Here is a 12,027-nt window from a genome sequence, read left to right as displayed (position 1 = left end):
TTTAAGTTCGGTTTCGAACCCTGGAATTAAAAAAGCCCCGCATAAGCGGGGCTCTTTCTTAGTGCAGTGCGATCAGCCGCGAAGCCAGGAGTCTACAGTGGCGGCGCCGTACTGTTCTTTCCACGCCTTGAGGCCACGGTGGTTGCCGCCTTTGGTTTCGATCAGCTCACCGGTGTGCGGGTTCTGGTAAACCTTGACCACACGTGCGCGGCGCTGTTTTGGTGCGTTGACGGCAGCAGCGCTGGACTTGCCCGGGTTTGGATCAAGGATGGAAATGATGTCGCGCAGGCCTTTGCCGTAGGTCTTCATCAGGCCCTGGAGCTTTTCTTCGAATTCGATTTCTTTCTTCAGGCCGGCGTCGTTCTTCAGGGATTCCAGCTGGGCAAGCTGCTCTTGAAGGGCTTTTTCGGCTGCGCGAAATTCGGCGAGTCTGGACAAAATAGGTACTCCAATAGTGTGTTTGGCTGATATCAACTGCAGACAAAGCTATAAGCCAAGCGCTTTAAGGCGACTCTAGAAAGAAGCCGTCCCGCGAATTCTGCACAGGCTGGAAAAATTGTAGTAGTTAATTTGCTACGAGTAAATCATGTCTGTTGGCTAAATAACATTATTTCAGTGCAGGTAGTGCATGGCTATTCAATGGCTTGCCAGAGATTTAATAAATTCATCGCTGGGCAAAGGCTTTCCGAACAGGTAGCCCTGCAAAAAATCCACGCCTTGAGCGGCCAGGTAGTCGGACTGTTCGGGCGTTTCCACACCTTCTGCTACGATGCCTAAATCGAGTTTGCCGGACAGTTCTATGATGCTGTCGAGAATATGCCGTGATAGTGCATCGGCACCGATCATGGCGACAAAACTCTGGTCAATCTTCAAGTAGTCGACATTGAAGTTACGTAAATAGCCCAGGCTGGAGTGGCCGGTTCCAAAGTCGTCAATAGCGATCAATACCCCCAGTTGATGCAGGGCGTCAAACAGGCGGCGAGTGATGTCGGTGGGCACGATCAGCTCGCGCTCGGTCAACTCCAGCACCAAGGTCACTTGGCCCACGGGAAAGGCGGCGAGAAACTCTCGGCAGTCATCCACCAAGGCCAAATCCTGGCAGTGGCGTGCGGTGATATTGACGCCGATATGAAACCCAGGGCTGAAGCGCGCCGCATGGGGCGCCAGTTGCACGGCGGTCTGGCGCAGGAGGGCGCGGGTCATCGGAACTATCAGGCCCGAATGCTCGGCCAGGGGAATAAACAGGTCGGGACGCACCAGGCCTTCCTTTGGATGCTGCCAGCGCATAAGCACTTCACATCCCGCCCACTCGCGAGTATCACCGCGTACCACCGGCTGGAAATACGGAATGAATTCATTGGCGCCCAATGCCCGCTGCAATTCGTGAGTCGGTGCCGAGGAGCGCTTTTGCAGCCAGTGCGCCAAAAGGCCAGCCAATACGCCAAAAAACACGATCAGGCTGAACAATGCCGGGTATCGGGCCTGCATGTAGCGCCAGACTTCACCTGCCGGCATACCCGCGTCGACGCTGTAGTGATAACGTCCGGACGCCAAGTGGTGGTGGGCCACCGCGAACGCCGGCACCGCAGTGTCATGCACCTTGCCATCAGCCCCCAGCCAATTCGGGCCCACTTGCAATATCAGGTGGGCGTATCGGCTGATCAGACGCAGGGCGTTGGTCAAGTGGTAGCCATCAATCGACGCAAAAGCCGCCTTGTCGCCGTCAACCAGCCGGTAGACCAGCAGTGCGGTGTCGGGTGTCACCGGGTTGCCATTCATCAACCATAACCGGCCGTCCACATAGTCATCCGGGTTGACCGGTGACTCGTAGTTGCTGCCGAACAACGAGCTGCAATAGATGTTTTTTTGCCAGGACAGGGTGGTCGCGCGCACAAACGGGCGACGCGTGACTTGTTCTCGCAGGGCCAGCTGCACGTCGTTATCACAGGGCAACCCCGCCAGCGGCAGCAAGGCCTGGGCGGCGAGGGCGGTATTGTCGAGCATCAGGTCGAATTGGCGCACCGCCTCCTGGGCGGTCTGGGCGGTGCTTTGTTGCAAGGTACGTTCGGCCTGCCAGTGAAGGATAACGACCCCGAGCGCAATCGGTAGCAGCGCGCTCAGGGTTGTGATCAGGTAGCGAGTGGCGCGTTTTCGCGGGCCGTTGACAGTCAGGGGCATGGAGTGAACGGCCTGTTGCAGGGATCGGATATCAGTCGATGATAGATGGCTCGGCCGAAATAAGCTCGCGACACCTACCCATTTGGCCAGTACGCGGCACTACAACTCGACGCTTTGGGCAATACGGATAAACGCGAGCGCTGCTGGAGAAGACTGACGCCGGTCCAGTACGGCAAGCCCAACCTGGCGCGGCACACGCGGGGATAAGGCGCGCTGTACATACCGTGTGTCATGTCCAACCGGTAACGACGCTTGCGCTACCACGCTCACGGCATCGCCCCGGCTGACGGTTTCCAGGGTACTCAGCAGTTGCGAGCAGCGATAACGCACAGTCGGGGTCAGACGCGCCTCGCTGAACAGTCGCATCACCAGCTCAGTGGAACCGGCTTTAGTCAGCGCAAAAGGGTCGTTGCACAAATCCTTTAGACTGACGTGTTCACGGGCGGCCAGCTTATGGTCAGCCGGCAGCAGCGCCACCATCTGGTCCTCGAACAGTGGGAACGTGTCGAAGCGCTCTTGTTCCAGCACCACAAAGCCGATATCAATTCGGCGTTCATCGAGCCATTGGATGACTTGCCTGTCCGGCCCTTCATCAACGTGTACCTCGATACCCGGATACTCCAGGCGGAACCGGCTGAGGATCTTTGGCAGCAGGTAGGCCGAGGAGGTGGGGCCGAAGGAGCCGACGCGCAGCGTCCCGCGTTTCATGCCCCGGGCGTCCGCGGCTTCCTGTTGCAAGGTATTCGCCAGGCCCAGCATCGCCCGGGCGCGCGCCAGTAACTGCACGCCGATGTCGCTTAGTTCGACCTGCGCCTGGTGGCGCCTGAACAACGCCACCCCCAGCTCCTGCTCCAGGCCTTTAATCGCGTGGGACACCGCCGATTGGCTGATACCGAGACGGTGGGCGGCGCTGGTAAAGCCTTGCAGCTCGGCTACCAAGGAAAAGATTTCAAGTTGGGTCAGGGTCATGAGCAATCACTCATTTTACGATGACACCGTATTACCAGAAGAATGCACGCATCCTCAAGCCATTGGAGCCGTATCCTGTGCATTCAAGCCCCGATCGCATCACTTATATGAAGTTGGCCGCCGTCACCATGATCTGGGGCGGCACCTTCGTGGCCGGTCGCTACCTGAGCGGGACGCTCGACCCTTTGCTGGCGGCCAGCCTCCGGTTTGCACTGGCCAGCCTGGCATTGTTGGGATTCCTGGGCTTGGCACGCATCCCGTTGGTCCGACCCAACCCGCGGCAGCTACTGCAACTGGCGATGCTGGGTTTCTTCGGCATCTTTTTCTACAACCTGTGTTTCTTCTATGGATTGCAGTTCATCAACGCATCGCGCGCCTCATTGATCGTGGCGCTGAACCCGGCCGTCATCGGCCTGGCGTCCTGGTGGTTGTTCAAGGAGCGCCTGGGTGCCTGCAAAGTCGCGGGGATCGTGCTCTGCCTGGCGGGTGCCGCCATGGTCATCGTCAGTCGCAACCCCCAGGTTTTGAGCGAAGCAACCAACACGTGGCGTGGGGATTTGCTGATCTTCGGCTGTGTAGTGGGGTGGGGCATCTACTCACTGTTTTCCCGTGGTTTAAATCAGAGCCTGGGGCCGCTGCAGACGGTCACCTGGTCGATACTGCTGGGAACGCTGATGCTTACCGTCACCACACTGATCATGGGGCGCTTTACGCTGGAGGCGATGGGTCGCGTGTCTCTCGCGCAAGGACTGAGCTTGATGTACCTCGGCGTGCTGGGTTCTGCGCTGGCCTATATTGGTTATTACGACGGTATCCGACGAATCGGCGCGACACGTTCCGGTGTATTTATCGCGCTCAACCCACTCACCGCCGTGATCTGTGGCGCTCTGTTGCTGGACGAACCGTTGAGCCTGCCCATGCTGGCCGGCGGGGCAGTGATCCTGCTCGGCATCTACCTCTGCAACAAACCCCTTGCACGCGCCAGGGCAATGGGGATTTGATAAGAGTACGGACAAACGTGGTTACGCTGTGTAGAATCGATTTACGCATACAAGAATATGGACTTGCGCTCACGCAAGCCTAAGCCGTCAGAGACTGATGACCCCATGAAGCTACTCGGCTCCCCCCTCATCTTTGGTGACTTCCTCGCCCGCAGCGTGCGAGGCCTTTCCTGTGCGCCACCCTGCAACCTCATCCTTGCTCGCCACTAATACTGTGTCTATTACAAGAATGATGAGGTGCCACCATGGCAGATCTATACGAAAACCCAATGGGCCTGATGGGCTTTGAATTTATCGAATTTGCGTCGCCGACGCCGGGCACCCTGGAGCCGATCTTCGAGATCATGGGCTTCACCAAAGTCGCGACCCACCGTTCGAAGAACGTACACCTGTACCGCCAGGGCGAGATCAACCTGATCCTCAACAACGAACCCAACAGCATTGCCTCCTACTTTGCGGCCGAACACGGCCCCTCGGTGTGCGGTATGGCGTTCCGCGTCAAGGACTCGCAAAAAGCCTACAACCGCGCCCTGGAACTGGGTGCCCAGCCGATCCATATCGAAACCGGCCCGATGGAATTGAACCTGCCGGCGATCAAGGGCATCGGCGGTGCGCCGCTTTACCTGATCGATCGTTTTGGCGAAGGCAGCTCGATCTATGACATCGACTTCGTATACCTCGAAGGCGTGGAGCGCAATCCGGTCGGTGCAGGTCTCAAAGTCATCGACCACCTGACGCACAACGTCTATCGCGGCCGCATGGCCTACTGGGCCAACTTCTACGAAAAACTGTTCAACTTCCGTGAAGCGCGCTATTTCGACATCAAGGGCGAATACACCGGCCTGACGTCCAAGGCCATGAGCGCGCCGGACGGCATGATCCGCATCCCGTTGAACGAAGAATCGTCCAAGGGCGCGGGGCAGATCGAAGAGTTCCTGATGCAGTTCAACGGCGAAGGCATCCAACACGTGGCGTTCCTCACCGAGGACCTGGTCAAGACTTGGGACGCGTTGAAGAAGATCGGCATGCGCTTCATGACCGCGCCGCCGGACACCTACTATGAAATGCTCGAAGGCCGCCTGCCGAACCACGGTGAGCCGGTGGACCAACTGCAGGCACGCGGTATCCTGCTGGACGGCTCTTCGGTGGAAGGCGACAAGCGCCTGCTGCTGCAGATCTTCTCGGAAACCCTGATGGGTCCGGTGTTCTTCGAATTCATCCAGCGTAAGGGCGACGATGGGTTTGGCGAGGGCAACTTCAAGGCGCTGTTCGAGTCCATCGAACGCGACCAGGTGCGCCGTGGTGTGTTGAGCGCCGACTAAACGTAAAAAAGCCCGGCCGAGGGTAACCCCGGCCGGGCTTTTTATCGCCTGCGCATCAGGCTTTGCGTTGGCGGACCAAGTGCTTGAAACCTTCGAACACCAGCACCATCACCGCCAGCCAGATCGGGATGTAGGTGAACCATTCGCCACCTTTGATCCCTTCCCCCAGGATCAATGCCACGCCCAGCAGCAGCACAGGCTCCACATAACTGAGCAAGCCAAACAGACTGAACGCCAGTAAACGGCTGGCGATGATATAGCTCACCAGCGCTGAGGCACTGATCAGGCCCAGCATTGGGATCAGTGCATACAGTTTCGGGTGGGCATCCATGACCGCAAAGCCTTGCTCACCACTCTGCACAAACCACCAGGCCACCGGCAGCATCAGCGCCATATCCAGCCAGAGCCCGCCCAGATGGTCGGTCTTGAGGTATTTGCGCACGATGAAATAAACCGGGTACCCAATGATCACCACCAGCGTTGCCCAGGAGAATCCACCCGCCTGGTACAACTCGTTGAGTACACCGAGGGCGGCAAAAAACACGGCGATCCGTTGCAGATAGGACAGTTGTTCACCCCACACCAGGCGCCCGGTCAGCACCATGGTCAGCGGCAACAGGAAGTAACCCACCGACACATCCAGGCTGCGCCCATTCAGCGGCGCCCACATAAACAGCCATAGCTGCACGCCCAACAAGGCGGAAGACAGCAACACACCCGCAATCAAGCGCGGCTTGGCCGCAAGCAGTTGCGCCAGCTCCCACACCCGTCGCCATTCGCCGCTGACGATCATGAAGATCGTCATGCACGGCACGGTGAGCAACATGCGCCAGCCGAAAATCTCCAGGCCGCTCAAGGGCGTGAGCAATGATGTGAAGTAATACATCACGGCAAACAACACTGAGGCCAAGACCGATAAAACAACACCTTTAGACACACTATCCTCGCGAAAACCGTTGATACAAAAGATGGGGGGATTATGGAGCTTTTGGCGGGAGAGGGTTGCGCTGTTTTGGGGCGTTTTTCAGGAAAATTTCTCGCAGCCTTTCGTAGGAGCGAGCAAGCTCGCTCCTACGAAGTGGAGGGGTTATGCGCGTGGTATGCGACCGGAGACGAAATGCCCGACATCATTGAACCCCGGCGTGGATGAATGCCCCGGCGTCACCAACGAATCGATAAACGCCTCATCTTCGGCGCTGATCTTCACCTCCAGCGCGCCAATATAGGCATCCCACTGCGCTTCGGTACGCGGCCCGACAATCGCCGAACTGACCGCCGAGTTGTTCAGTACCCAGGCAATCGCAAACTCGACGATCCCGACGCCACGACCTTGGGTGTACTGCTGGATCTGCTGGGCGATGCGCAACGATTCCACGCGCCATTCGGTTTCCAGGATGCGTTTGTCCTGGCGCGCCGCGCGGCTGCCGGCTTCGGGGGTAACGTCCGGGGCGTATTTACCACTGAGCACGCCGCGGGCCAGTGGGCTGTAAGGCACCACACCCAGGCCGTAGGCGGCTGCCGCGGTGATCTGCTCCACTTCGGCCTGGCGGTTGACGATGTTGTACAACGGCTGGCTGATCACCGGTTTGTCGACGCCCAGGCGCTCGGCCACGCGAATCACCTCGGCGATGCGCCAACCGCGATAGTTGGACAGGCCCCAGTAGCGGATCTTGCCCTGGCGGATCAGGTCGCCAATCGCCGATACCGTTACTTCCAGCGGCGTGTTGTGGTCTTCACGGTGCAGGTAGTAGATGTCCAGGTAGTCGGTATCGAGGCGTGTCAGGCTGGCCTCCAGCGCGTTGAAAATGCGCTTGCGGCTCAAGCCGCTGCGGTTGGGCAAACCGTCTACCGGCCCGATGCCGACCTTGGACGCCACCACCCAATCCTGGCGATTGCGCACAATGGCTTCGCCGACGATTTCCTCGGAGCGACCGCCGGTATAGACGTCCGCCGTGTCGATGAAATTGATGCCCTGGTCCCAGGCCTTGTCGATGATGCGCAGCGAGTCCTCGGTGTTGGTCTGTTCGCCAAACATCATGGTGCCCAGGGTCAAGGCGCTCACCTTCAACCCGGACTGGCCCAATGTGCGGTAAATCATGGATAACTCCTCAAGGCGGGAAATGTACCCATGCAATACCAGACTCAGCCGCTCTGGGACAAGCCCTGCGCGCGTTTCTTCATGGGCTCAGCAATGTCTGGCAACGCTGCTGTAAAAAGCGATGCAGCACCTTCACGCGTTCCGACACCTGCAGGCGGTGAGGGCACATCAGGTTGAAGGGCGTGGGTTCGCCTTGCCAATCCGGTAGCAAGGGCACCAGTCGACCGGCCTTGATGTCTTGGGCAATGTCCAGATTGGCCTTATAGGCGATTCCGTGACCGGCCAACGCCCAGCGCCGCACGATTTCACCGTCATCGCTGAGGTAATCGCCCGACACCTCGACCTCCTGCAGCACCGTGCCCTGGCGGAAATACCAGGTGTTGTTGGCCCGGCCCTGGCGCATGTAGCGCAGGGTGTTGTGCTGCGCCAGGTCAGCCGGAGCGAGGGGTGTGCCATGGCGCGCCAGGTAAGCCGGGCTGGCACAGGGGATGCGGTGGTGATCGGGCACCACCGGCAGCGCCACCAGGCTGGAATCCCTTGGCACGCCAAACCGCAGGGCGATGTCGACGGTGTCGCGGAACAGGTCGGCATTGCTGTCGTTGAGCAGCAATTGCAGGCGGATATTCGGGTGTTCGAGCTTGAATTCATCCAGCCAGCCCAGCAACACATTGCGCCCGAAATCCGAGGGCGCCGCCAGTTGCAGCAACCCGCTGAGGCTCTGGCCCTGTTGCTTGATCGCCTGTTCGCCCTCGGACAGGGCTTCCAGCGCGACGCGCACGCTCTCGAGGTAGCGCCGACCTTCCTCGGTCAGGCGCATGCTGCGCGTGGAGCGTGCCAGCAGGCGAATGCCCAGGCGGGTTTCCAGGCGCTTGAGGGCAATACTGGCGGCGGCCGGGGTCAGGCCGAGCCCGCGTGCGGCGGCAGACAGGCTGCCGCTGTCGGCGGTGCGCACGAAGACTTCTAGGTCGAGGGTCGAGCTCATTTGTAAAAATCCTTTAAAGATCTTGTCGTTTTACCGGGATTTTTCGCCGATTGCCAAGCTGTGAAGATGAACGCTCATTTTCTCACTCAGGAATTTCCCCATGACTACTCCCCTCAACGGCAAAACCGTCATCGTGATCGGCGGCAGCAGCGGCATCGGTGCCGCCGTAGCCAAGGCCGCCGCTGCGCGGGGTGCGCAGGTGGTGCTGGTTGGGCGGCGCCTGGTGTCCGGCGTTGAAAACGGCCTGCGCAGCGAGCCGGTTGACGTCACTGATTCGGCCTCCCTGCAACGCTTGTTCGAAAGCGTGGGGCGCTTTGACCACTTGGTCTACACGTCGGGGCCAAGCGTGCGCGCCAAAACCCTGATCGAAACCGACCTGGTCGAAGCCCAGGAAAACTTCAACGTAAAACTGTGGGGCTCACTGCGGGCGATTCAGTTGGCGCTGCCATATCTGAACGAGCACGGCAGCATCAGCCTGACCTCCGGGCAACTGGGGCGTAAATCCGTGGCGGGGCAGTTCATCAAGACCGGCATCAACGCCGCGACCGAAGCCCTGGTCAAGCAGTTGGCCAAGGAACTGGCGCCGCGTCGGGTCAATGCGATCAGCCCAGGAGTGATTGACACGCCAGCCTATGCAGGGCTTGCAGAAGATCAGCGCTTGGCAATGTTCGCCAAGGCCGGTAGCGCACTGCCAGTGGGGCGAGTGGGCCATGCGGAGGAGGTTGCGGCGGGATATGTGCTGGCCATGGAAAATGGCTTTATGACCGGCGCCGTCATCGACATCGACGGCGGCGGTCTGCTCTGATGGCTAGAGCGGTTTAAGCCTTCAGGGTTCGCGTCATCCGCAACGCCAACACACTGCCGGCGACGATCACCGCTGCGAGCAGGTACAGCGCCACATCCGTGGACCCGGTGGCATCTTTCACAAAGCCGACGATATAAGGGCTGAGGAAGCCGGCCATCTGGCCCATGGAGTTGATCAACGCCAGGCCGCCTGCCGCCGCGCCGGCACTGAGCATGGCGGTGGGCACCGGCCAGAACATCGGCAGACCGGTGAGGGCACCCATGGTGGCGATGGTCAGGCCGAGGATTGCAATCGCTGGGGTCGTGGCAAAATTCACCGCGATCACCAGGCCCACAGCGCCCATCAACATCGGCACCACCAAGTGCCAGCGACGCTCTTTGCGCAAGTCGGCGGAGCGACCCACCAGCAACATGAATACGGCTGCCAGCAGGTAGGGGATCGCGCTGAGCCAGCCGATCACCAGGTTATCGCTGAACCCCAGGTTCTTGATGATCGACGGCAGCCAGAAGTTGATGGCGTATACGCCGCTCTGGATGCAGAAGTAAATCAGGCCGAACGCCCAGATCGCCGGATTCTTGAACACTTCGGCCAAGGAGTCGGTGGTGGTTTTCGGCTTGTTCGCCAGATCGGTGGCCTGGTCGGCTTCCAGCACCGCGCGTTCGTGGGGCTTGAGCCATTTGGCGTTGGCAAAGCTGTCGCTGAGCAGGAAGTAGGCGAGGGCGCCCAGCACGACAGTCGGGATGCCTTGCAGCAGGAACATCCACTGCCAGCCCGCGAGGCCACCTTGGCCGGCAGCGAAGTGGTTGAGGATCCAGCCGGAGAACGGGCTGCCGAGCAACCCGGAAACCGGGATCGCCGACATGAACAGCGCCATGATCCGCCCACGGCGGAAGGTCGGGAACCACTGCGAGAGGTACAGCACCACGCCGGGGAAGAAGCCCGCTTCGGCGGCACCGGTGAACAGGCGCAAGGTGTAGAAGTGTGTCGGCGTGGTGACGAACAGCAGGCAGGTAGACAGCGTGCCCCAGACGATCATCATCAACGCGATCCAGCGCCGTGGACCGAACTTGGTCAACGCCAGGTTGCTCGGTACGCCGCACAGCACGTAGCCGATGAAGAAGATCCCGGCGCCGAGGCCGTACACGGTTTCGCTGAATTTCAACGCATCGAGCATCTGCAACTTGGCAAAGCCAACGTTTACCCGGTCGAGGTAATTGAACAGATAGCAGATGAAAATGAAGGGGATCAGGCGCAGGGTAATGCGCTTGTAGATGGCGTTTTTATCGTCATCGGTGGCCAGTGGGGTCGTGGCGCTCTGTGACATGGCAGTCTCTCTTTATTATGATTTTTTGCGATGCGAGGGTAACGTTGATCGCCCACTGAGTCTCGGCCACCTGGCAGGCCGCTGTCTTTGTGCTTGCGCACAGCGAACCCGGCTTTGCGCTGTGCCTATGAACAACCCCGCTTTTTAAGGAATTTAACCCCATGTTCGAGCTGGATCATGACCTGGCGCAGGATATCGTCGATCGAACCATGGCGATCCTGCCTCACAACGTCAATGTCATGGACAGCCAGGGCCTGATCCTCGGCAGTGGTGAGCCCGAGCGTATCAACACCCGGCATGAAGGCGCACAACTGGTGCTCGCCAACGGCCGGGTGGTGGAAATCGATGGCCAGACCGCCAAGCACCTCAAGGGGGTACAACCGGGCATCAACCTGCCGCTGCTGCATGACGGGCGCCTGATCGGCGTGCTCGGCATCACTGGCGAACCGGAGGGCCTGCGCACCTACGCCGAACTGGTGCGCATGACCGCCGAAATGCTGGTCAGCCATCGTCACCAGCAGGCCGAGCAACAATGGCGGCGTCAGCGCTGTGATGATCTGCTGGCCTTGCTGCTGGCGGAAACTGGCGATTCGCCGCGCCTGGTGGACGAAGCCCAGCAACTGGGGCTCAAGCCGCAGCTGGCACGCACGCCGTACCTGTTTGAACTGGGCGCGGGGCAATCGGCGGAAGCGTTGAGTGCGTGGCTTGCCTCGCGTTATCCGGACAGCTGGTGTGTCAGCTCGGCGCAATACTCATTGCTGTGGTGCCGGCCGGCATCTGTGCAGGTCGACAACCCGCGCTTGCTGGAAAAACTCGAAAGCCTCGGTTGGAACATCTTGCGCGTTGCCGTGGGTGGGCAAGCGGACGGCCTGACCGGCCTGCGCCGTTGCTATCGGCGTGTCGGCGATCTGCTCGCTTATGGCCGTGATGTGCTGCCGCAGTCGCGCCTGCTGACCCTCAATCGCTATCGCTTGCCCGTTATGCTCTGGCGCCATCGCAATGACGACGCGCTCGACGAACTGCTCAACCCGTTGCGTAAAGTGCTGGCCAAGGACAGCAATGGTCAGTTGCAGGCGACTCTGCGCAGTTGGTGTGAACACGACGGGCAAAGCCAGGCCTGTGCGGACGCCCTTGGTATTCACCGCAACAGCCTGCGTTACCGCATGGAGCGTATTGCCGAACTCAGTGGTGTCGACCCTTTGACCCTGGACGGTATGCTCGCCCTCTACCTCGGCGTACAGCTGCTGCCCCAGGCTTTGTCTGAATGAACAACAAAGCGCCGTCGTACTTGTGCATCTGACCGGCGTCAGCAGCCCTGGCAACTGGCAGCATGGGCATCATAAAAATC

At 59.8% G+C, this 12,027-nt stretch carries 11 protein-coding genes; 4 read left to right on the top strand and 7 right to left on the bottom strand.

The genetic code is table 11. The features are described 5' to 3' along the window. Nucleotides 1-72 precede the first annotated feature (72 nt). The 3 genes from EJ576_RS10545 to EJ576_RS10535 form a co-directional block, all read right to left on the bottom strand. Nucleotides 73-438: a histone-like nucleoid-structuring protein, MvaT/MvaU family gene (locus EJ576_RS10545; RefSeq protein WP_028616210.1), complete on the bottom strand. Its 366-nt coding sequence runs from the start codon at nt 436-438 to the stop codon at nt 73-75. A 198-nt stretch (nt 439-636) separates the two neighbouring features. Next, nucleotides 637-2,178 carry an EAL domain-containing protein gene (locus EJ576_RS10540; protein ID WP_126570308.1) on the bottom strand — a complete coding sequence of 514 codons (1,542 nt, stop codon included), beginning with the start codon at nt 2,176-2,178 and terminating at the stop codon, nt 637-639. A 99-nt stretch (nt 2,179-2,277) separates the two neighbouring features. Further along, entirely contained in the window at nt 2,278-3,147 is an 870-nt protein-coding gene (locus EJ576_RS10535) for a LysR family transcriptional regulator (protein ID WP_126570307.1), read from the bottom strand. A 77-nt stretch (nt 3,148-3,224) separates the two neighbouring features. On the opposite strand from EJ576_RS10535, the gene EJ576_RS10530 reads away from it, so the two are divergent. Both EJ576_RS10530 and hppD read left to right on the top strand, forming a co-directional pair. Next, the gene (locus EJ576_RS10530) at nt 3,225-4,148 is read left to right on the top strand and encodes a DMT family transporter (protein WP_126570306.1); all 924 of its coding nucleotides are present in this window, start codon (nt 3,225-3,227) and stop codon (nt 4,146-4,148) included. A gap of 245 nt (nt 4,149-4,393) precedes the next feature. Continuing rightward, nucleotides 4,394-5,470, top strand: coding sequence for a 4-hydroxyphenylpyruvate dioxygenase (gene hppD, locus EJ576_RS10525; RefSeq protein WP_126570305.1), 1,077 nt, complete (start codon nt 4,394-4,396; stop codon nt 5,468-5,470). 55 nt (nt 5,471-5,525) lie between these two features. Here hppD and rarD read toward each other — a convergent pair whose 3' ends face one another. The 3 genes from rarD to EJ576_RS10510 form a co-directional block, all read right to left on the bottom strand. Further along, nucleotides 5,526-6,407 carry an EamA family transporter RarD gene (gene rarD, locus EJ576_RS10520; protein WP_122684984.1) on the bottom strand — a complete coding sequence of 294 codons (882 nt, stop codon included), beginning with the start codon at nt 6,405-6,407 and terminating at the stop codon, nt 5,526-5,528. 150 nt (nt 6,408-6,557) lie between these two features. Beyond that, the gene (locus tag EJ576_RS10515; protein ID WP_122727112.1) at nt 6,558-7,568 is read right to left on the bottom strand and encodes an aldo/keto reductase; all 1,011 of its coding nucleotides are present in this window, start codon (nt 7,566-7,568) and stop codon (nt 6,558-6,560) included. A 79-nt stretch (nt 7,569-7,647) separates the two neighbouring features. Next, nucleotides 7,648-8,550 carry a LysR family transcriptional regulator gene (locus EJ576_RS10510; protein ID WP_122727110.1) on the bottom strand — a complete coding sequence of 301 codons (903 nt, stop codon included), beginning with the start codon at nt 8,548-8,550 and terminating at the stop codon, nt 7,648-7,650. 100 nt (nt 8,551-8,650) lie between these two features. On the opposite strand from EJ576_RS10510, the gene EJ576_RS10505 reads away from it, so the two are divergent. After that, the gene (locus EJ576_RS10505) at nt 8,651-9,355 is read left to right on the top strand and encodes an SDR family oxidoreductase (RefSeq protein WP_126570304.1); all 705 of its coding nucleotides are present in this window, start codon (nt 8,651-8,653) and stop codon (nt 9,353-9,355) included. Between the two features lie 13 nt (nt 9,356-9,368). On the opposite strand, the gene EJ576_RS10500 is transcribed toward EJ576_RS10505, so the two are convergent. Next, the gene (locus EJ576_RS10500; protein ID WP_016974773.1) at nt 9,369-10,679 is read right to left on the bottom strand and encodes an MFS transporter; all 1,311 of its coding nucleotides are present in this window, start codon (nt 10,677-10,679) and stop codon (nt 9,369-9,371) included. Between the two features lie 161 nt (nt 10,680-10,840). Here EJ576_RS10500 and EJ576_RS10495 point away from each other — a divergent pair, with 161 nt between their 5' ends. Continuing rightward, nucleotides 10,841-11,947: a sugar diacid recognition domain-containing protein gene (locus tag EJ576_RS10495; protein WP_126570303.1), complete on the top strand. Its 1,107-nt coding sequence runs from the start codon at nt 10,841-10,843 to the stop codon at nt 11,945-11,947. The last annotated feature ends 80 nt before the right edge of the window (nt 11,948-12,027 follow it).

Origin of the sequence: Pseudomonas sp. C 49-2 (assembly GCF_003970195.1) — a bacterium.
Classification (GTDB): domain Bacteria; phylum Pseudomonadota; class Gammaproteobacteria; order Pseudomonadales; family Pseudomonadaceae; genus Aquipseudomonas; species Aquipseudomonas canadensis.
The sequence above is the reverse complement of the archived record's forward strand: the minus strand, read 5'-3'. Positions and strand labels throughout refer to the sequence as shown.